We start from the raw sequence: 20,926 nt of genomic DNA, 5'->3' as shown, positions 1-20,926 counted from the left end.
ATGGCAGTCTCTTGCAGCCGTTGCCTCTATACCTCCGATCACGCGCTCGGCCTGATTGTCGACGAGGAGGGCATTTGTTCGGGGTGTCGTATCCACGAGGAGAAGGACCGCCTCGATTTTGCAGAGCGGTGGGAACGCCTTGTCGAGCTCGTCAAGCCGTACCGTTGCGTCAGCGGTACGACATATGACTGCATCGTTCCCGTCACTGGCGCGCATGATTCGCACTGGATCGTGCATGTGGTGAAGGAGCGGCTCGGGCTGAACCCGCTGCTGGTCACCTACAACAAATATTTCAACACGCCGCTCGGCATACGCAATCTCGCCAATCTTCGGATCCGCTTCGATTGCGACATCCTGATCCAAAATGTGAACCCGCTGTCGGTGAGGAAGATCACCCGCACGAGCTTGCGTCGGCTCGGCAGCATCTACTGGCCGTGCCTCGCGGGGCAGACGGTGTTCCCCGTCCAGACGGCGATTCGGTACAAGGTGCCGCTGATCATCTGGGGAGCGCATCAGGGCCTCGAGCAGGTCGGCATGTTCAGTCATGAGCATGAGGTCGAGATGACGCGGCGCTACCGCAAGGATCATGACCTGATGGGGCATGAGGCGGATGACCTCCTCTCGATCTTCGACACGTTGAAGGAAGAGGACATCTGGCAATATCGCTATCCGGACGACGCGGATCTCAATGCGGCCGGTGTGCGCGGCATCTATCTTGGCAATTATGTCCGCTGGGATCCGAAGGCTCAGCACGAGCAAATGGTCGCGACCCACGGCTACAAGGGTGCGCGGTTCGACCGCACGTTCGACACCTACGACTATGTCGATTGTTTCAACTACATGGACCTGCACGATCATCTGAAGATGGCGAAGCATGGCTATTCCAAGGTTACCGACCACGCTTGTCGCGAGATCCGTCATGGTCGCATCACGCGCGAGGAGGGGGAGGTGCTCGTTCGCGCATATGAGGAACAGCCGTTGCGCCACGTCGACAAATTCCTCGAGTGGCTGGGGCTCGACCGGAGCGGACTGGACTTCATCATCGGCGAACATCGCGGCGCCCATGTGTGGCGGGAAGTGAAGCCCGGTCGCTGGATACGGCGCAAGCCCATGAGCGGGCCCGAAGGAATGGCGCCGAAGATCGAGGCGCGGCTCGGCTTCGCTGCAGACAGTGCTCTCGATTACACCGGTGGCGATCGCTACATCACGATTGGGAAGGGGCATCCGCTATGAGCGGCGGCGAGGCCGATGTGGTCTGGCTCGATTCGCCCGGTGTCGCGATTCTCCGCAGCGAGCCGGTCGGCGAATTGCAAGAAGGCGAAGTCCTCTGCGACACCATGGTCAGCGCCATCTCGCCGGGCACCGAAATTGCGGCATATCAAGGCCTGCCGCCACTTCGACCGAGCGTGGGATATCCAAGGCTTCAGGGCTATTGCAACGTCGCGCGGGTCGTCGACAGCAAGGCGCAGGACCTCGCTCCCGGAGACCGGGTGCTGAGCTTCATGTCGCATCGCAGCCGGTTTCGACTGCCGTCCGGTGATGTCCTGTTCAAGCTGCCCGAAGACGCCGATGCTGGCGTGACTGCGTGCGCCTATCTCTATCATCTCGGCTACAATGCGGTGCTGAGGTCCGGCGTCAAGGCTGGTAGCCGGGTACTGGTGATCGGGCTTGGCGTGCTGGGGCTCACCAGCATCGCCATGGCCCGGATCGCGGGCGCGGACGTGTTCGCGGTCACCAACCAGTCCCAACCTGCCGCGATCGCCTCGAACCTCGGCGCGCGCGTCTTTGATCGTTCCGGCCGGACTGTACTCGCCGAAGCCCTGGGTGCCGGGGCCGATGTGGTGATCAGCACCGTCAACGGATGGGAGGACTGGCGACTTGCGCTCGAGATGGCAGCGCAGAACGGCATGATCGCCTGTCTGGGATTTCCGGGGCGAGGCGAGGCCCTGCCCAGCTTCAACCCGTTCGACAGCCAGTATTTCTACATGAAGCAGCTCCGCATCGAGGCGGTGGGCGCGTCGCCTGAAACGGACGATAGTCGCGGATTCCTGCGTTTCAACGAACGCGAGAATATCCGCTGGATCATATCGCTGATCGCGGCGGGGCGGCTCGACCCCCGGCAGCTGATCTCTGGAGTCTATGCGGGCCAAGAGATAGCGCGGGCATATGAAGATCTCGCCGCACGGAAGGGAGCGTCTTTGACCTATCTGCTCGACTGGAGCGCCCGGGCATGAGGGCGGCGGTCGTGGGCTGCGGCCGCATGGGCGCATTCAGTTCCGAGAAGGTCAGGCGCTTTGCCCCGCCGCCATGGTTCCCGCTGGCGCACGCCGAAGCAATCGCCGCGCACCCGCAACTCGAGCTTGCTGCCTTGTGCGATGCCGACCCTGAGGCACTTGCGCGCGCCGCTCAGGTCTACGGAGTCGGGACGACCTATACGGACTACAGCGCGTTGGCTGATGCCGTGCGCCCCGCGCTGGTGGGCATCGCGACACGTACGATCGGGCGCAGCGACGTCATTCGTTGCTTCTTCGAGGCCGGCACGCGCGCCGTCCATGTCGAGAAGCCGTTGTGCAATTCGGTTGAAGAGCTGAAAGCGATCGAAGCGCTCCTGGCGAGTGGCTCTCGATACATGACCTACGGCACCATACGCCGTCATTTCGCGATCTACCGCGACGCGGTGTCGCTCGTCCGTTCGGGCCGCTTCGGGGATCTCAAGGAACTTCGCGTGAGCTTCGGCGGCGCTGCCCTCTACTGGGGGCATCCGCACGGGATCGACCTGATCCTGTTCGGCGCGGGCGAAGGACGCAGGGTGGCCGGCGTCCAGGCAGTTCTGGCCCCCCTCGAGCGCGACGAGGCCGGCGTCGTGATCAACGATCCGGAAGTACGATCGGCCACGATCTGGTTCGACGACGGCGTGGCGGGCCATATCGGCCGCGCGCCGGGCATGAGCTTTTCGCTCGGCTGCGAGAATGGCGAAGTGACGGTCGCGTCCGACGGACGGGAAACCAGGATCGTCGAGGCATCGGACGACGATCCCTATCCCGAGCTTCGCGTGGTAGGGGCGAAGCCGGAGGAACCGGATGCGGCTACCGGCACGCTGGGACCGATCGCGCAATTGGTCGGCTGCCTGAAGGGCGATGCGGAAGCGATCCGCGCGAACGCTGCGCTGCGCGCCGACATTCTGACGGGCCAGCGGGTCGCCTTCGCGATGGTGCAGTCCAGCCTGGAGGGTGGGCGTGTCGTGCGCCTGGATGAGATCGATCCCTCCATGCGGATTCTCGGGAAGACCGGCGCGAACTTCGCTTGATCTGGAACCGAGTGAGGAAAGAGGATAGGGGGTAGCCATGCTGGCGCTCAGAGATATGTATCAGCTGCTGCGCTGGAGGCTGATCGCGCTCCGGTATCTGGGAAAGCTGCGAAGCTACTTCACTTCGCGGCCGCATTCGGACGTGCGCACCACCGTCGACGAGCGCCTCGCGACGCAAGGTTATGATACCGGGCCGACCCTTTCACCCGAGGACCTCGCGCGGATCCGGACGCTGTATGCGGACCGGATAGCGCAAGTGATCCCGAAGCCGGGCGGGCACCCGTTCGTCAATCTTGTCGGTCCCGAGGATCTGGATCCCGAGAATCCGATCCTCCGCTTCGCCTTTTCCCCGGCGATCCTCGATCGCGCGCATGACTATTTCGGCGGCCGGTTCCGCTTCGACAGCATCCAGCTTCTCTATTCCTGGCCGACCGAGGGCAAGTTGCTGGAGAGCCAGATGTGGCACCGCGACTATGGCGATTCGAAGTCGTTGCACTGCGTCGCCTATGTCAACGAGGTGCTCACGCCCGAACATGGACCGTTCGGCTTCGTGGACCGGATCGACACGCGGCGCATCGCTGCTTCGCCGTTCATCCGCCGGATCTCGGACGAGCAGTTCGCGCGCGAACTCGGCGATGGCGTCCTGCGCACCTTTTATGGAGAGGCAGGGGAATCTGTCTTCGTCGATCCTGCGAATTGCTACCATTACGGCAGCCGGTGCAAGGTGCCCCGGCTCGCGATCTTCGTCACCTTCAACACCGACCGGCCCTTCGTGGGGCCGGTTCCGCTCATCCGCAACCATGCCAGGGATGTGCTGCGCGTGGCCCGGGAACTGCGTCCCGATCTCAGCGACGCCTATCTGAGCCGTATTCTCGGCGCCTAACCTTCAAGGGTTCCATGACCAAACCAGCAATCCTGTTCTTCGCGCGGGGGTATCAGGCTGACTTCTTTCCGACGCTGGAAAGCGATCGCTACGAATCGGTGTTCGCGACGCTTACCCGAGGGGAGAAAAGCGCCGTCGAGCGACAGGGCGCGTCGGTCGCGGGGTGCTTTGAGGCAGAATATGAATCGCTCATCGCTGAGCCGGTTCCTGCGAACTATCTGATAACCTCGTTCATGTCGGACCGCTTTCTGGGGCGCTTCGGGGACACGAGGCGTCACGAGGTGCTGGGGAAGGAAATCGCCTTCTGGTCCCGCCTGCTCGATACCTACAAGCCCGCGGCGGTGGTCAACGAGCTGGTCGCGATCGAGATTTCGGAAGTGCTCCTGATCGAATGCCGCAGGCGGAACATCCCGTATCTCGCCGGCATGAACTGCGTGGTCGAGGACCTTTTCTATTGGCTTCCGAACCCGATGACGATCTCGGGGCGATATCTTCAGCCGCCCGAACCCGGCGTATCGGCGCTGGCGGCGGCGGACGCGTATCTCCGGGAGGTCGTCGACAAGGAATACAAGCCCTTTTACGTCAAGAACCTGGCCGGACGACGCGCCCTGCGGCCGATCGCGGTGGCTGCCGTGAAATCGCTTGCCTGGAGGTTCCGCAAATGGCGGAGCATGAACGGCGGCGGCTTCCGCTACGAGATGTATGACGAGGAATATTCCAAGCGGGTGGAGGTTTTCGTCAAGGGCTGGTTCCGCCGCTATGACCGGCTCGAGGACATACCTACCGGGCGCGAGGTCATCTTCTTCCCGCTCCACCAGGAGCCCGAGGCGACGCTCAATTACATGAGCGAATTCTACGCGAACCAGGTCGCGACGATCGAGAACATCCTCAAGTGCCTCTCGCCCAATCAGGTCCTGGTCGTGAAGGAGCATCCGGTCGACAAGGGATCGCTGCTCCGGCCGAAGTTCTGGGAAATCCGCAAGCGCTACTCCGGCCTCTATTACCTGCCTGCGGAGCTTCATGGCCGCCAGGTGCTCGACGTCGCGGAACGGGTGGTGACGCTCACCAGCACGGTCGGCTGGGAGGCGGCCGTCACCGGCAAGAAGGTGTATGTGCTGGGTGAGATCTTCTACGACCAGCTTCCCGGGATAGAGCGGGTCGACGATTTCGGCGCCTTGAAGTCGGCGCTGAAAGACCCCGCGACCGCAGGAGAGCGCGTGACGATCGAGCGGACGCGCGCATTCGTAGCGGGGATGGCCGAAATGTCATACCCGGGAAACCCGTTCCCGCACGACCGTCTCTATTCGCGGGAGAATCGAGACCAGGTGATCCACGCGATCGTCGACGGGGCGGGGATTTGAGAGAGTCGGGGTGGAAGCGGGGCGGATGAAGCGAATGTTCCACATGTTCTGGCACATCGATCCGAACATTCGGCTTCGGATGGCGATCGCGCGCTACTGCTACGCCCGGGTCCCGCTGATCGGCCGCTTTCTGGGCATGCTGGTCGATCGCAGCCTGCTTTGGGCATATGGGCTCGATGTGCGCTCGGATTCGGTGCGCGTCGCGGCCCTCACCATGGCGCATCCCGACGGCATCCTGCTAGGCGGCAACGGAATCGTCTCTCCCGGCCGCGTGGCCGTGATGGCGGGTGTGAAGTTTGTCGGCCGCAGTCCGAACGACCCCGAGTTTCTTGCCCGCCACCGCGAGCGGGCGGTTTTCCGGTTGGGCGATAATGTCGTGATCGGTGTGAACAGCGTGATCGTCGGGCCGGTCGACATTTGCGACAACGTCGTGATCGGTGCGATGTCGCTGGTCAATCGTTCGATCACCGAGCCCGGCGTTTATGTCGGTGTCCCGGTTCGACGCATTGGCGACACGGTCCCGTCGGATGAATGGGTGGCCCATCTGGCTTTGCCGACTGGGGGCCATCTTGGCTGAGCTGGCCGGCCGCCTGCGGGCACTGCTCGCGGGCGAGCGACAGACGTTCGTGCTGGTAAGCTTCAGCGTGAACCTGCTCTTCCTGGTCCGCAGCTATGCGACCATGCAGCTGCTCGATTATCGCGGGCTCGGCTTGGCTGCGCTGCTGCAGTCGGTCATGCTGCTGATCGGGGCGTTGCACTTCGGGATCATCAACGGCGGGTACCGGCTCATCTGCGCCGCCGATGGCGAAGAGGCGGCCCGGCTGAACGATTTCGTTTTCAGCTTCATCGGCGGGCTCGCGCTGGCGGCTTTGGTCGTGGGCGGCGCTTCACTTCCATTCGTCCGCGGCGGCGAGGCCGACCTAGTCGTTCTACTCGGCGTTTTCGGCGGAGCGCTCACGCTTTCGCGCATCTGGGTCATGAACCGGATGGTCGCGGGCGGCATGCTGCGCCTCTTGAATCGCGTCAACTTCTGGTCGGCCGCCGGATCGCTCGTGGCGCTCGGCTATGCGGTGATCGACCCCCTGCCGGCCTGCCTTGCGGCCATCGTCCTGCAGCCTGCGTTCTTCCTCGTGGCCGCGCTCTACGCGGATCGGCGATTATTGCCGCGCAGGATCGAAGTCGACCGACGCCTGGTCCGGAATGTGCTGCACGCGGGCTTCGTCGTGTTCCTCACCGGCATCTTCCTCCAGGTCAACGTACAGATCGAGCGCTGGTACGTGACCGCGTATCTGGGACTCGACGCGCTCGGGCATCTCTATCTCGCGATCCTGTTCGTGACGCTCTTCCAGCTCGTCCCGACGTCGTTCGATCAGATCTATCTGCCCGCAGTCGTTCGGGAGCATGCCGCGGACAGCGGGGATGGGCTCGCGCGCATCATGCGCCAGTTCTTCCTCGTCGTGGCGGGGTATTGCGTCCTGGCGGCGATAGCCGTGGCGCTACTGGCGCGGCCCGTGACCGCCCTCATCCTCCCGCAATATGTGGGGGATCTGCGCTATGTTTACCTGATCGCGCCGGGGATGATCCTGTTCACGCTGGGCGCGCCGCTGGCGATCATGTTCAACGTGCTGATCCGATACCGGACCTATTTCATCGCCTATGGCATCGGGACGCTGGTCACTGCCGGCGTCGTGGCCTGGGCAATCCTGTCCGGCACCGTGTTGAGCCTGGATGCGGTCGCGCTTCTGCGATCCGGCGCCTATGCGCTCATGACGGCGATGCTCGTCGCGGGGTTCCTGGTGTTGTCCCGTGAGCATCGGCGCTTCCGCTTCCGCTTCCGTCAAAGCTCGCGGCGACCGTGATTGCCGGGACGCGTGTGGATGGCTAGTCAGGTTTTGGCGGGAGAGTGCCCCCTCGGTAGGAGATTGCGTGTGTCGGCGGCAGCGGCTGAGGGCAGAATTCAGCAGGAGTCCTTCCGGACCATCCTTCGTCGCACGGCGCTGCTCATCGGTATTTTGATGAGCGGCGGGCATCTCTTTTTCCCGCGACTGCCGATGTTCGGCGTGATCCTGGTGATTTTCCTCCTCTATCGCGATCCGGCGCAATTGCTGCGTCGCGAACTTGCCTCGATCTGGTGGTTGCTGCTCGCCGTGTTGGTCATGGCACTGATCGGCGGCGGCGGCATCAGTGCCGTCCCCTTCGCGAATCGATATGCGAACTTCTTCGCGGGAATGTTTCTGCTCGGTATCTATATGCTCGAGCCAAGAAAGTCCATTATAGACGATCTCGTGATTATTCTCCGTCTTATGGCAATTCAGGCTATATTGACCGTAATTATCGCATTTATTTTTCCAAGTTATTTTGGCATGCTAATCTATGGAGATACCGCATATAGGACAATATTTCTCCTATTTACCTATCATGACGTATTGGCGGTTTCGAGTAGGATTAAGCGGGCCGACGGATTCTTCTTTGAGCCTGGCGTGTATCATATCTACTTGAATATATTCTTGTATATCGTGCTGTTCCTCCGCAAGAACGTTCGCGACGTGGCATTGGCTGTGATAGGGGTGGTCGCCACGCAGTCCACGATGGGATTTGCCGTGACCGCCTTCTTGTTGACTGCTGCCTATACGCGGGGAGTTCAGACGGTACACATTTCCGCGAAGCTGGTGGTCGCGATGTTCGTGCCCTTGCTCATCCTGCCGGTCATGTGGATCGGCTACAATAATTACATCGACAAAACGCAAGGCGCATTGCGGGGGTCGGCTTGGGCTCGAGAATATGACTTGTACACGGGGTTGCGGATCATCGCCGAATATCCCCTTACCGGCATCGGGTTCGATCTCGACAGATATGCCGAGGCGGCGCAGCGTTTCGGATATCGCGGTACGCAACTCGATTTGAACTCCGCGGCGGAGCGAGTCAGCTCGAATGGCGTGATCACGCTGGCCTTCATGGTGGGCCTTCCCCTGTTTTTCGTGTTCGTCATCGGCCTGTTTCGGCAGCGCTTTTTCCCCAATCGATTCATTTTCGGCACGGCGCTCCTCATGTGTTTCCTGACCGAGGCGCTGATGTTGACGCCGTTTTTCCTGATGATCATGTTCAGCGGCTTGCTGAATGCTGCGTCGCCCAGGCTTGCGATTCGCGGGATGCGCGTAGCCCAGGGGCCTCGGGCCGCCCGGGTGCCTGTTGCACCTGCGGAATGAGGCATCAGCCATGATGTTCCATATGCGGCTGGCTGATGCGATCCGCACCAGGATCTTCCGGCTGATATTCGGCTGGCGCTTCGCGGCTTTTGGCCGAGGATGTCGGATCGTACGGCCGGTCGCGATCGAGGGGCCTGAAAACATTCATCTGGGCGACCGCGTATATATCGCCGCGCAGTCTTGCCTCGCGGCTCCCCGGTCGGACGAGGGGACGTGTCGTCTGAGGATAGGCGAGGGCAGCCAGATCGGGCGCTTCAACCACATTTACGCGACGAAGTCGGTGGAGCTGGGACGAAAGGTCCTGACCGCCAACGGCGTCTATATTTCCGACAATCTTCACGGCTATCGGGATCCCGAGACGCCGGTGGCGGATCAGCCGCTGGTACAACTTGGCCCGACCGTGATTGGTGATGGTTCGTGGATCGGGCACAATGCTTGCGTGATCGGGGTGCGGGTCGGCAAGCAGTGCGTGATTGGCGCCAACGCGGTGGTGTTGCGGGACCTTCCCGACTATTCCGTCGCGGTGGGCGCGCCGGCGCGGATCGTTCGCCGATACGACGTGGAGACCAAGGCGTGGCGTCCCACCTCTGAGGATGGCAGCTTCGTGCTCCCGGATGGCGTCTGAACCGCGCGCCCATGGAAAGAGAGCTTGCAAGGGAGGGGACCGAATTGCGGCAATCCGTCCCGGGATCGCTCGGCGAACGGGATGCCCTCGAGCGCTCGCGCTGCGGTCATGATATTCGCGGCGTCTCCGTGATCGCCGCGTCGCCGATCGCAAGCCGTTTTTAGCGGCGCGGCTTCCGACTTCCCTCTGGCGGCGCGCGCCAAAGTCCCGATATCTTGGGGAAATCCATGAACATCCTGATGATTGCCTTGCCCTATCACACCTATACCGCGCAGATCGCGGAGGAACTGCGGAGCGCGGGCCATACGGTGAATCTGCACGACATCCAGCCGAGGGACATCCTGACCAAGAGCCTTCGCAACATCTCGCCCAGGTTATGGCAGGCTCGCATGGATCGGCATCACCGTGCGATCCTCGAGGAAGAGCGTGGGCGAGGCTACGATCTCGTCCTGTTCATTCAGGTGCACCAGATGCGCCGTGATATTCTGGAGGCATTTCGTGCGGAGTTCGGCATAGCGAAGTTTCACCTATATAACTGGGATTCCATCGATAATCACGACTACCGGCCATATATCGATCTTTTCGATAGTGTTTTGACGTTCGATCCCGATGATGCTTTGCACGAGGGTGTTGAATATCTCCCCTTATTCTGCCTTCGTGAATTTCAGGCGCTTCGTAAATTCGACCAGCATGAGAATGCCGTCTATTTCGTCGGAAATCTGGTGAAGATTTCACGCTACGCCGCCTTTCGTTCCTTCATGGATTATTGCGAGCAGAATGGAATACGTCTTCGATCGCACTTGAAAAGCACTCCACCGGTCCTGCTCAAGCTTCTTCGCAGCGGCCATTGGCCCCGAGGGGTAGCGTATGACTCGATAGATCGTGGCGATTTTATAGATATGATGGAGAGATCGACGGCGACGTTCGATTTCGCCAACCATCAACAAAGCGGATATACGATGCGGGTAATTGAGAACTTATGCGCTGGTAAGAAGATAATTACCAACAACACGCGGGTTGTCGGGGAAAAATTCTATAGTCCTGATAGGTTTCATGTCTTTCAGGACCTTGATTTCGAAGGAGTGAAGACATTCTTGGATGTCCCGCTGTCCAATCCCGAGCTGGATTTCCCCGAATACCACATTCAGGCATTCGCGCGGCATCTCGTGGAAGGCAAGGGGCACGACCTTCCACGGCACGTCGGGGCGCGGTCGGCAAATGGCTGAGACCGGACGTCGCACCTGTCTGCTGGTTCTGCCGAAGCGCTTCTATTCCTTCGCGCGGACGTTTTCGCGCACGCTCGAAAGGATGGGGTATTCCGTGACGGTCGCGAACGAGGAATATCCCGAGAATCCGCTCGGCATCATTCTCAGCAAGCTCGATACCGGCATCGGGCGCTGGTGGACGCGGCGGACCTTCCACCGGCGGTTCCTCGACGGAAAGCACTGGGATCTCGTTGCGATCTTCAAAGGTCGAGGCATTGGGGAGCGGCTGGCGCAGGATTTCAAGCGGCATGCCCGGCGCGTAGTGGGCTATCATTTCGACTCGCTCGCTTATGATCCCGCCACCGAGCGCTGGGCCGCGGCCGCGGATCGCGTCACGACCTTCGACTATCTCGACGCCGAACGGAAGCAATGGCCCTTGGTTGAGCTATTCTCGGCTTCCGCGACGCCGAACCCGTTGCCGCCGATCCGCTACCGGATCACCGCTATCCTGCGGAACCATTCGGACCGCCTGGCATATGTCGATCGCACCCTCTCGGCGCTGGGGACGGAGGGCAGCTTCGTCTATCTGTTCGAGAAGGATGCGGGCACGTTCCTCGTCAATGCCCTGCGCAGCCCGCGGCTATACTGGAAGTGGCGGCGCCACATCCATCGCACGCCGCTAGACTATGCGCGCTATGTCGACGTGCTCGCCTCGTCGGATTTCACGCTGGACTATGCCCATCCGAAACAGAGCGGCGCGACGATCCGTTCGTTCGAGGCGTTGGCCATGAGTGTCAAGCTCATCAGCAACAACGCGGAAATGGCCCGCAGCCCGCATTTCGACGAGGACAACCTGATTGTCTTTGGCCGGAATGGTGAGCCGAGCATGCTACGCGATCGCGCGGCGGCGCTCGCCGGTTCCCGGCCGGTCGCGTATCACCGGACCGCCGAGCGGTTCATGGCCGAAGTGGTCGGGGTCGATAGTTAGCGCCGCGCAACAGGAGGATTCACTTGATGCCGTTCATCAACACGTACATCGAATTTGCCGGGTATTCGAGATTAGTGATGATGTCGAGGTCACCATCCTTGTCGTAATCGACCAGTTCGATGCTTTGCACGGCGCTAGTTGTTCGCTGGATTTCGAATATTTTCCAACTCGTGCCATCGGGCCGCATCCAGTAGACGCCGCCGCGGCGAGCGTTGGTGAAGCTGTTGCCGGGCGAACTGAGGCTGAAGACGATGTCCGCTTTGCCGTCGAGGTCTAGATCTCCGACGTCCACCTGAGAAACGATGAATTGTGTCGGTTCGCTAGCGAAGGTCGCAAGCCGGATCGCCGACCAAGTGCCGGTATTTCTGAGTAGCGTCACCCCTTGATAGGTGGGCTGGAATATTTCGGCTCTCTTGTCGTTGTCGAAGTCAGCGGTCGCGCCGAAATGCGCATGAAGTGCAAGAGGGTTGATGTCCTCTCTGGTCCATTGCTTTCCGCCGTCCCCGCTCAGGATGGCGACATTGCCATTGCTCGAATCTGATACCGCCACGTCGAGATTCCCGTCCGCGTTGAAGTCGGCTATCTGGAGGTTGCGGGTGTCGATCAGGTCATCGGTGGGGCCGATGGCCTGCTGAGCCCAGGTCTCTCCGGCCTTCCCTGGGTTTTTGAGCCAGACCACGCCGCGAATGTCGGGGTTGGGATCGGTGGAAGGCTGGTCGCGCATGGCGACGATCACGTCCTTGAGGCCGTCCTTGTCGATGTCGCCTGACGTAAGGTTGACCGCGCCCGGCGTGTCTTCCGAGAGGTAGATGCGCTGCCACGGCGTGGCCCGATATCCGGGGTTGAGATAGGCGACGACGCTGTGGTGGGAGTTTGCTACGGCCACGATGTCGGTGAAGCCGTCAGCATTCACGTCGAGCCCGATCTGCCGCTCGATCAGCACGAGCCCTTCATTGTACTGGTGGGTTACCTCGGTGAGTTCATCGGTGGCGATGGCTTCCAGCGGTCCGCTGTTCCAACTGACATAGCCGACGGAACTCGGCGTCGGGCGATCCGGCGAGCGGCCCGTATAGGAATCGAAGAAGCTGACGTCGATTTTGCCGTCGCAGTCAAAATCTGCGGCTGCGAAGCCATAGGAATAGTTCATCCCGGAAAGCAGATCGATTTGCGAAAAGCTGACCGGTGAAGCGGGTGCCGTTTGCAAGTCAACTTCGCCAGCCAAAATCGGCACGTTTGCGAGGTCGAAGCTGCCCAGCGGCTTTGCGGCCGGTGCAGGCGCCGGGCACGCAAATTTCGGCGGTGGGGCTGTAGGCGTAGGAGTAGGAGTGGTGAGGCTTTGACCCATCCCGCCAGAGCCGCCGTCGCAAGCCGTCAGTAAAGTCGCTGCGCAGATTAGGAGCGTATAGGCCTTAGATCGATAACGTGAATCGAAAGAATACTTGCACGATTTCTGGAACATTGCAGGCCACACTCGCTAAGCTACCCGAGTTCAATTAACACTTGAATACCTTACCCATGAATTGTCAACGGTTATTCCGGAAGGGAAACATTTCGGAAACATAATGACATCCGCCCTCTCGTCTTGGAAGGGCGACCTTATGCAGGCGCGCGGAAGGAATCTCTTTGTGGGCACTCTATGGTCGACATGCGATTCCCCCGGATTAGCCCGGATCGCCGTCCATCGTTGTTTGCCGCTCTCCCAGGTCAAGGAAGAATGGGGGCGGAGTTCGGTCTGCGGCCGGTTGTGGAATCGGTTGTGTCGGCCGCACCCGGGCGTGGGCGTTGGTCTTGCAGGTTGACTTCTCTTTGGTCCCAGAGGATAGCCTCCATCCGCCCCGGACGGGCTCCCATCGAGATTTCCTGAATTGTGAGACTAATGACTGGTTCCGAGCTTAAGGTCGGCATCATCGGGGCCGGCCGGATGGGAATCACGCACCATTGCATCGTCAATTCGCGGCCAGACGTGCGGGTTGTGGCAATCGCGGATCCCTCGGTGCTCATCGGCAAGCTCCTCGGCAAATATGCCGGTGTCAGCCCCTACAGAGATTATCAGGCGATGCTCGAGCGCGAACCGCTCGACGCCGTCCTGGTCTGTACGCCGCCCGCGCATAACGCCGATATCCTGAGAGCGGTCGCGGCGAAGGGACTTCATGCGTTCGTCGAGAAGCCGTTCACGCTTTCCGCGGCTTCAGGCGAGGAGCTTGCGCGGCTGTTCGACAGTGCGGCGCTGGTGAATCAGGTGGGCTATGTAAACCGCTTCAACGACGTCTTCGTCAGGGTTCGGGAGATGATCGAAGGCGGTCTGCTTGGTCGAGTGGTGCGGTTTCGGTCGGAGATGTTCAGTTCGACGATCGTGCGCGAACAGGGCGAGGAGGGATGGCGCGCCACGCACGCCAATGGCGGTGGCGCGATCTACGAAATGGCCAGCCATGCCATCGATTTGATTCATTTCCTCTTCGGGCGACCGGATATAGTGCGGGGAACAACCCTGTCGCGCGTCTTTTCCGCGTCGGTCGAGGATATCGTATCTTCGAATTTTCTCTACCGGGACGGCGTGGGCGGCTCGCTGTACGTCAATTGGAGTGACGCGAGCTATCGCAAGCCCACCAACAAGCTGGAAATTTTCGGGGAAGGCGGCAGGATCCAGGCCGATCAGCACGGGATGAAGGTCTATCTGAAGGAGTCGGATCCGCGCTTCGAATTGAAGGCGGGGTGGAATCAGTTGTACATCACCGATCTCTACAACAATGTTCCTTTCTATCTTCGTGGCGTCGAATTTACGGCGCAGCTCTATGACTTCGTGGACTGCATCCGTGAAGGTAGGCGCGCGCGCTGCGCGTTCGCTGACGCGTCCGACACGCTTTCCGTTATCGATGCGATGTTCAGCGATTGGCAGCAGATACAGAGTGAGCTTGGTCAATGATTCCGATCGATCGCATTGTCTTCGGCGACAATCAATTCTTCGGCATCAATCATATGTCGCAGGAGAAGGCGCAGGCTCAGGCCGAGCGCTTTGCCGATCTGGACAACATCTTCGCGGTATACCGAAATGCGTTCGACACGGGCATCCGGGCGATCATGCTGAACAGCAACGATCGAGCGGCGGAAATCTGTGAAGAGTTCCGGCGGCGCAAGGTCGAGTTTCCCGACCTGCGCTGGTATCCGTCGATCCCCTATCCCCATAAATATGCGAATATCGTTGCCGAGAGGGGCATGGTGGGCGCGCTCCAGGGCATACTCTTCTCGAATGGCTCCATGTCCGCACTGGGGAAGATCGCCCAGGGCGCTATGGCGACGATGGCGTTTGATGCGGTTCGTCTGATGAAGATGCTGGTCGATCAGGAAATGGCCATTTTCAAGGGGCTCGATGTTCGTGTCGTTTTTCTTCAGAATATCGTCGTTGACCTCATGCTCGGGTTCGATGTTGCCGAACCTTTCGTGGAATATTGCAAGCACATTCGTAAGAAGTACGGCGCAATTCCGGGCTTCATTACCCAAAATATGCCTTTCCTGCGACAGAAGCTGATCGAGTGGGGAGTCGGTGAGGTCGTGATCTGTTCGTCGATCAACAAGATCGGCTATCTGATGTCGCCGGGCCGGGAAGAGTATGAGAAGGTGCTGTCGAGCAACGATCCGCACCAGTTTCAGATGATGGCGATGTCCACGCTTGCATCGGGCGCAGTTCCGGCTCCTGAAGCATATGAGTACATCAATGGGTTGAACGTGCAGTCGGTCGTGTTCGGCGCGTCGTCACGGGGCAATATCGAACAATCCGTTAAGCTGATCTGCGGCTAGGGAGAGGGGCGTGACGAAGACTCTGATTACGGGCGGCGCAGGATTCATAGGTTCGCGGCTCGCGCTTCGATTGATTGCCGCGGGGCATGAGGTCACCGTCGTCGATACGCTTTCGCCGCAAGTTCACGGGGCGGACCCCGAGCAGTCGGATCTGTTCCAGGCGATCCAGGGGAAAGTCCGCTTCATCCGCGGCAGTGTCGTCGATCGAGCGCTCATGCAGGAGGCGATGGCCGGTCAGGAAGTGATCGTCCACTTTGCCGCCGAGACGGGTACCGGACAGTCGATGTATCAGATCGACCACTACACGCGTGTCAATGTGGGCGGTACAGCGCTGATGCTCGACATCCTCGCCAATGCGCCGCGAACCGTGAGGCGGTTCGTTGTCGCCTCGTCGCGGTCGATCTATGGCGAGGGACGCTATCTCTCGCCGGAGCTCGGCTATGTATATCCTGGGCCGCGGGCGGCCGCCGACATGCAGGCGGGTGACTTCGACGTGAAGTATCCGGGTGCTGTGGCGCCGCTACAGCTTGTGGCGACCGACGAGGATTCGAAGATTCACCCCTCGTCTGTCTATGGCATCAGTAAGCAGGTGCAAGAGCAACTGGTGATGACCGTTTGCCCGTCTATCGGTATTGAGGGCGTGGCATTCCGTTATCAGAATGTGTTCGGTCCGGGGCAGTCGCTCTCCAATCCCTACACTGGCATTCTGTCGATCTTCTCGAACCTGATGATGCAGGGTAAGGCCATCAACATCTTCGAAGATGGCGAGGAAAGCCGCGATTTCGTCTTTGTCGACGACGTGGTGGAGGCGACCCTGCTGGGAATCGAGCATCCCCTCGCCGCAAACGAGGTTTTCAACGTCGGAACCGGTGTACCGATCAGCGTCAGTCGGGTAGTCCAGGTGCTCGCGCAATTGATCCGGGGCGACGTTCCGGCCACCATTTCAGGCAACTTCCGTCTCGGCGACATCCGCCACAACTTCGCTTCCATCGAAAAGATCGGGCGCCTACTCGGCTTCACTCCTGCTTATGATTTCGAACGGGGCGTTGCCCTGTTGGTTGCGTGGGCACATGGGGCCGGCGCAAAGGCGAGTCCGTACGAAGCATCCCTGCAGGAGATGCGTCAGAAGGGGCTGCTGAAATAGGAGATGGCGGTGCAGCATCGTATCGGTCTCGGTGAACGGGCGCGGGCTGACCATCCCTTTTGGGTGCTCCTGCTTCTGCTTGCGGCTGCCTGGCTTTTCGGTGGCAGCGCCCGTGACGACGTGACTTCGCTGCTTGTGCTCCGCCCGCTCGCGATATTGTGTCTCGCCATCGGACTCGTCGGCCTGACGAGGGAGCAGATGCGGAATTCTCGCTGGCCTCTCACGGTGATGGCGGCGCTGCTCGCCCTGATCCTGATCCAGCTCATCCCCTTGCCGCCGACGATTTGGAGCAACCTGCCCGGGCGAGGGCTGGCCCATGAGGTTGCGGCGGCGGCGGGCGTGCCGCAGCCGTGGCGTCCGTTTGCGATGGTGCCCTGGCGCGGCTGGAACGCATTCTATGCCATGCTCGTGCCCGCCGCGGCGCTGGTCCTCGCCGTACGCTGCAGTCCCGAGCAACGGAAGCTGCTCGTCTTCGTCGTTCTCGGCCTGGGTCTGGCAAGCGCCGTAATCGGCGTCATGCAGGCGGTGAGCGGCGGCCTGCCTCAGTTGTATTTTTATCGGATTTCCAACGTCGGATCCTCGGCGGGCGTTTTCGCGAACAGGAATCACCATGCGGCGTTCCTTGCCAGCCTGTTCCCGCTACTTGCCTATGGCGCTTCCTTGCGGGGGCGAGGCGAGGGGCTCCAGCGGCGCGGCATGCCGACGGCTACCATGTTGCGGACCTGGGCCGCCGTTTGCGCGGGAATATTCTTCTTCTTCCTAGTGCTCACGACCGGCGCTCGGGCTGGCCTCGGATTGGCGATCGTGGCGATGGCGTTGACGGCGGTAATCTATCAACCGCGTGGCGGCGGAGGGCTCGACCGGAAACGGTTGATCTGGATCGCGGGCGGGGTGATTGCAGTCGCGCTACTGCTCCTGGTCGCGGTTTTCTTCTCGCGCGGGGAGGCGGTCGAGCGTATCCTGAATATCCAGACCTCGGACCAGCGGCGCTTTGAAACCTGGGCTCCGATACTCTCGATGGCGGGCGAATATTTCCCCTTTGGCTCGGGCGTCGGATCGTTCGTGGATATCTACAAGATCTATGAGCCCCAGCAGTTGCTTTCCCCCAATTATTTCAACCACGCGCATAATGATTGGCTCGAGTGGCTGCTCGAGGGGGGCGTGGGCGCAATCCTGCTGTTCACGGTGCTGATCGTGTCCTGGATCTGGGGTACCGTGCGGCTCGTCCGCAGGCGCGGCGAGGGGGAGCAAGCGCGTCTGGCGCTTGCTGGCGCGGCGATCATTTTACTGCTTGGTCTCGCCAGCGCGGTGGACTATCCCACCCGGGTGCCGTTGATCGGCTGCGTGCTTGCTCTCGCGACAGTATGGATGTCTTCGGAGCGAGTGGAAATGCAGCTTCGTGTGGCACGAGGAGGAGCGCGCAGCCGCAGCGGTAAATCGGCGCGCGAATCAAGGGATTATCGATGAAATTGCGTTTCGTCATTCCATTTGCGCTGCTTTCCGCCTGTGCTGGCAAGCCCCCGATCCAGAGCTCCCCGGACGTGCGGGTGGTTTCGGCATCGGAGCTGCCGCCTCCTGCGCCTACCGATTTGTTCGCCAATGATCGTCCCTATCTTATCGGGCCGTTCGACAAGCTGCGGATCGATGTCTTCGGCTTACCCGAGCTCAGCGGCCGGATCGTGCAGGTGGACGCAAGCGGCCGGATCTCATTCCCGCTCGCAGGCGTGGTGGAGGTCTCCGGCAAGCCTCCCATCGAAGTCGCGGTTGCACTTGCCGAGGCACTGCGCACTGCGCATGTTCGGGACCCGCACGTTACCGTGAATCTCGAGGAGACTGTGAGCCAGGTCGTGACGGTCGACGGCGAAGTGCGCGAGCCGGGCCTGTTTCCCGTCGTAGGGCACATGACCCTCATGCGCGCTGTCGCTCGTGCGCGCGGACTTGGCGAACTCGCGGACCAGAAAGATGTCGTGGTGTTTCGGACGGTTAATGGTCAACGTCTGGCGGCACTCTATAACCTCAGCGCGATCCGTCGCGGGGCGTATGCCGATCCGGAGATTTTCGCCAACGACGTGGTGGTGGTGGGTGATTCAAAGGCTCGCAGACTATTTCGTGACATAACGGCGGCCGCATCGCTGCTCACGACCCCGCTTATCATTGCACTGCAGTGATCGTGATCTTCCTAGGTTTTGAGATTTGCTCGCAATGAATTATTCAAGTGCCCTGTCGACTCCCGACGAAGATCGGACGCTGCTTGACGATGGTCCCGAACAGGGAGGCGCGCGCGCCACGGCGGCGCCGATGCTTTTGGCTTATTGGGGCATCATCCAGCGATGGCGATGGGCGATCCTTGGCATCGTGAGCCTCAGCGTTCTGGCCGGCCTGGTCGTCACGCTGATGATGACTCCGAAATACTCCGCCAGCGCCCGGATCGAGATCAGCCGGGATCAGCAGCGCATCACGAATGTCGAAGGCGTCGAGGGGCGCGATGCAAATCGCGATCAGGAGTTTTACGAGACGCAGTATGCCCTGCTGAGGGCGCGGTCGGTAGCCGAGCGCGTGGTCCGCCAGTTGCGGCTGGCCCATACCGATGAGTTTTTTACAGCGCATGGCGTGGACTATTCGGGAACGCCGCTGGCTATAAACGGGAACATTCCGCCGACAGCCTCGCAGTTGGCCCAGCGCGAGGCTGCGGCTATCCGAATCCTGCTCGCCAATATCGAGATCGAGCCGCTTGCTCGCTCGGCGCTCGTTGATGTGCGCTATACGAGCCCCTCGCCAAAGCTCTCTGCGGCGGTGGCTAATGCATGGGCGGAACAGTTCATCGAGGACAGCATAAATCGCCGCTTTGGCTCTACTGCCGACGCACGGAAGTTCCTCGAGGGGCGGCTCGAGGAATTGCGGCAGCGTGTGCAGCAGTCCGAACGTGACCTGGTCAATTATGCCAATCAAAAGGGCATCATCGTCTACAGCACCACCACGGCGGAGGGCCGGACGCAGGAAGTCCAGACCGCAGCGTCGGCCAATCTGCAGGCGCTGACTCAAGCGCTCAACGAAGCGACGTCGCGCCGGATCGATGCGGAATCGCGTGCCCAGGCGCGCTCCCGTACAAGCACCGCTTCGGCCACGAACGCGGCTATTGGATCGATGCGTCAACGCCTGGCAGAGGCGAATGCCGAATATGCCCGGCTCATGGTGCAATTCGAGCCCGACTATCCCGGTGCGGTTGCTGTTCGCCGCCAGATCGAGGCGCTTCAGGCCTCGGTGGCGCGGGAAGAAGCGCGCGTATCGGGCGGGGTTGTCGGAGACTATCAGGCTGCGGTGCAGCATGAGAACGAGCTGCGGAAGCGGGTTGGAGAGCTGACGCAGAATCTGGTTCAGCAAGAACGCGACAAGATTCAGTACAATATCTACCTTCGCGAAGTCGACACCAACCGGCAACTCTACGACGGGCTGCTGCAGCGCTACAAGGAAATCGGCGTCGCTGGTGTTTCGGCAAACAATATCGCCATTGTCGATAAGGCAGAAGTTCCTCAGGCACCTTCGTCGCCCATACTGCCCCTCAATTTGGCCATTGCATTTCTCGTCGGCATCGCGCTCGCGGGGACTGCGGTGTTCGCTCTGGAGCAGATCGACGAAGGCATCCGGCAGCCGGGCGATGTTTCGCGTCAGCTGGGCCTTCCCTTGCTCGGTTCGGTGCCGCTCACGGAGGACAACGAGTTCAGCACGCTCATCCAGGATCCGAAGTCCTATGTGTCGGAGGCCTATCATACGGTGCGTTCGAATCTGGCTTTCTCGACCGATCATGGAGTCCCGAAGACACTCACCATCACCAGCACGCGGCCGCGGGAAGGCAAGAGCTCCACGAGCTTCTCGCTCGCGATGGTCCTCGCGCGTACCGGCAAGCGCGCGCTCCTGATCGACGCGGATCTTCGTTCGCCCTCGATCGAGTATCTCGTGGGCGTGCCCAACGAACGGGGTCTCAGCAATTATCTGGCTGGCGAGGATGATTGGCAGGCCATGGTTCATGCCACGCGCTGGGAGAATCTGTACGTCATGACGACGGGTCCGATGCCGCCCAGCGCGCCGGAATTGCTCAGCAACGATCGCGCCGAGAAACTGCTCGCCGAACTGGCGAACAGCTTCGATCATGTCATCATGGACGCGCCGCCGCTTCTGGGGCTCGCAGACGCGCCTCTGCTTGCGCGCGTGACCGAGGGCGTTGTGTATGTCGTGGAAGCGCAGGGGCCGCCGGCGCGCGGAATCAACATGTCACTTGATCGACTGCGCTCCAGCCAGGCCCATATTTTCGGCGTCATCGTAACCAAGGTGAAGCGTCGCGAATCCTATGGCTATGGCTATGGCTATGGCTATGGCTATGGTCTGAGCTACGGCGGCGATGCGAAGGAATGATG

At 60.8% G+C, this 20,926-nt stretch carries 18 protein-coding genes; 17 read left to right on the top strand and 1 reads right to left on the bottom strand.

The window, feature by feature from the left end; genetic code table 11:
* The 11 genes from MT490_RS19435 to MT490_RS19385 all read left to right on the top strand — a co-directional run bounded on the left by MT490_RS19435 (position 1) and on the right by MT490_RS19385 (position 11,575).
* Entirely contained in the window at positions 1–1,233 is a 1,233-nt protein-coding gene (locus MT490_RS19435) for an N-acetyl sugar amidotransferase (protein WP_297391350.1), read from the top strand.
* Entirely contained in the window at positions 1,230–2,234 is a 1,005-nt protein-coding gene (locus MT490_RS19430; RefSeq protein ID WP_297391348.1) for a zinc-binding alcohol dehydrogenase, read from the top strand. Before MT490_RS19435 ends, MT490_RS19430 begins: the two co-directional genes overlap by 4 nt.
* A complete protein-coding gene (locus tag MT490_RS19425; protein WP_297391347.1) occupies positions 2,231–3,307 on the top strand; it encodes a Gfo/Idh/MocA family oxidoreductase in 1,077 nt (358 codons plus the stop codon). Before MT490_RS19430 ends, MT490_RS19425 begins: the two co-directional genes overlap by 4 nt.
* Before the next feature lie 37 nt (positions 3,308–3,344).
* On the top strand, positions 3,345–4,190 hold the full coding sequence (locus MT490_RS19420) for a hypothetical protein (RefSeq protein WP_297391346.1): 846 nt from the start codon (positions 3,345–3,347) through the stop codon (positions 4,188–4,190).
* Positions 4,191–4,471: 281 nt separating this feature from the next.
* On the top strand, positions 4,472–5,551 hold the full coding sequence (locus tag MT490_RS19415; protein WP_297391344.1) for a hypothetical protein: 1,080 nt from the start codon (positions 4,472–4,474) through the stop codon (positions 5,549–5,551).
* 34 nt (positions 5,552–5,585) lie between these two features.
* Positions 5,586–6,128: a DapH/DapD/GlmU-related protein gene (locus MT490_RS19410; protein WP_297391343.1), complete on the top strand. Its 543-nt coding sequence runs from the start codon at positions 5,586–5,588 to the stop codon at positions 6,126–6,128.
* Complete coding sequence (locus MT490_RS19405) at positions 6,079–7,410, top strand: hypothetical protein (protein ID WP_297391341.1); 1,332 nt, start codon at positions 6,079–6,081, stop codon at positions 7,408–7,410. The genes MT490_RS19410 and MT490_RS19405 overlap by 50 nt, the downstream gene beginning before the upstream one ends.
* Before the next feature lie 69 nt (positions 7,411–7,479).
* Positions 7,480–8,757, top strand: coding sequence for a hypothetical protein (locus MT490_RS19400; protein WP_297391340.1), 1,278 nt, complete (start codon positions 7,480–7,482; stop codon positions 8,755–8,757).
* Positions 8,758–8,767: 10 nt separating this feature from the next.
* The gene (locus MT490_RS19395; RefSeq protein ID WP_297391338.1) at positions 8,768–9,382 is read left to right on the top strand and encodes an acyltransferase; all 615 of its coding nucleotides are present in this window, start codon (positions 8,768–8,770) and stop codon (positions 9,380–9,382) included.
* Positions 9,383–9,609: 227 nt separating this feature from the next.
* The gene (locus MT490_RS19390; protein WP_297391336.1) at positions 9,610–10,608 is read left to right on the top strand and encodes a hypothetical protein; all 999 of its coding nucleotides are present in this window, start codon (positions 9,610–9,612) and stop codon (positions 10,606–10,608) included.
* Entirely contained in the window at positions 10,601–11,575 is a 975-nt protein-coding gene (locus tag MT490_RS19385) for a hypothetical protein (RefSeq protein WP_297391335.1), read from the top strand. The genes MT490_RS19390 and MT490_RS19385 overlap by 8 nt, the downstream gene beginning before the upstream one ends.
* Before the next feature lie 19 nt (positions 11,576–11,594).
* Here the strand turns inward: MT490_RS19385 and MT490_RS19380 are convergent, their stop codons facing one another.
* A complete protein-coding gene (locus MT490_RS19380; RefSeq protein ID WP_297391333.1) occupies positions 11,595–12,920 on the bottom strand; it encodes a VCBS repeat-containing protein in 1,326 nt (441 codons plus the stop codon).
* 531 nt (positions 12,921–13,451) lie between these two features.
* Here MT490_RS19380 and MT490_RS19375 point away from each other — a divergent pair.
* From MT490_RS19375 to MT490_RS19350, 6 genes are read left to right on the top strand one after another with little or no spacing between them, the layout of a single operon-like run.
* The gene (locus tag MT490_RS19375) at positions 13,452–14,498 is read left to right on the top strand and encodes a Gfo/Idh/MocA family oxidoreductase (RefSeq protein WP_297391331.1); all 1,047 of its coding nucleotides are present in this window, start codon (positions 13,452–13,454) and stop codon (positions 14,496–14,498) included.
* On the top strand, positions 14,495–15,370 hold the full coding sequence (locus tag MT490_RS19370) for a hypothetical protein (protein ID WP_297391330.1): 876 nt from the start codon (positions 14,495–14,497) through the stop codon (positions 15,368–15,370). The genes MT490_RS19375 and MT490_RS19370 overlap by 4 nt, the downstream gene beginning before the upstream one ends.
* A 10-nt stretch (positions 15,371–15,380) precedes the next feature.
* Complete coding sequence (locus MT490_RS19365) at positions 15,381–16,514, top strand: NAD-dependent epimerase/dehydratase family protein (RefSeq protein WP_297391328.1); 1,134 nt, start codon at positions 15,381–15,383, stop codon at positions 16,512–16,514.
* Positions 16,515–16,523: 9 nt separating this feature from the next.
* Complete coding sequence (locus MT490_RS19360; RefSeq protein WP_297391326.1) at positions 16,524–17,981, top strand: O-antigen ligase family protein; 1,458 nt, start codon at positions 16,524–16,526, stop codon at positions 17,979–17,981.
* The gene (locus MT490_RS19355; protein WP_297391325.1) at positions 17,978–18,682 is read left to right on the top strand and encodes a polysaccharide biosynthesis/export family protein; all 705 of its coding nucleotides are present in this window, start codon (positions 17,978–17,980) and stop codon (positions 18,680–18,682) included. Before MT490_RS19360 ends, MT490_RS19355 begins: the two co-directional genes overlap by 4 nt.
* A 34-nt stretch (positions 18,683–18,716) precedes the next feature.
* Positions 18,717–20,924, top strand: a complete 2,208-nt coding sequence (locus MT490_RS19350) for a polysaccharide biosynthesis tyrosine autokinase (RefSeq protein ID WP_297391324.1) — start codon at positions 18,717–18,719, stop codon at positions 20,922–20,924.
* Positions 20,925–20,926: the final 2 nt, after the last annotated feature.

Origin of the sequence: Sphingomonas sp. (assembly GCF_026460985.1) — a bacterium.
In the GTDB taxonomy this organism is placed as follows: domain Bacteria; phylum Pseudomonadota; class Alphaproteobacteria; order Sphingomonadales; family Sphingomonadaceae; genus Sphingomonas.
Note: the sequence above shows the minus strand (reverse complement) of the source record. Positions and strands in the feature narration are given on the sequence as shown.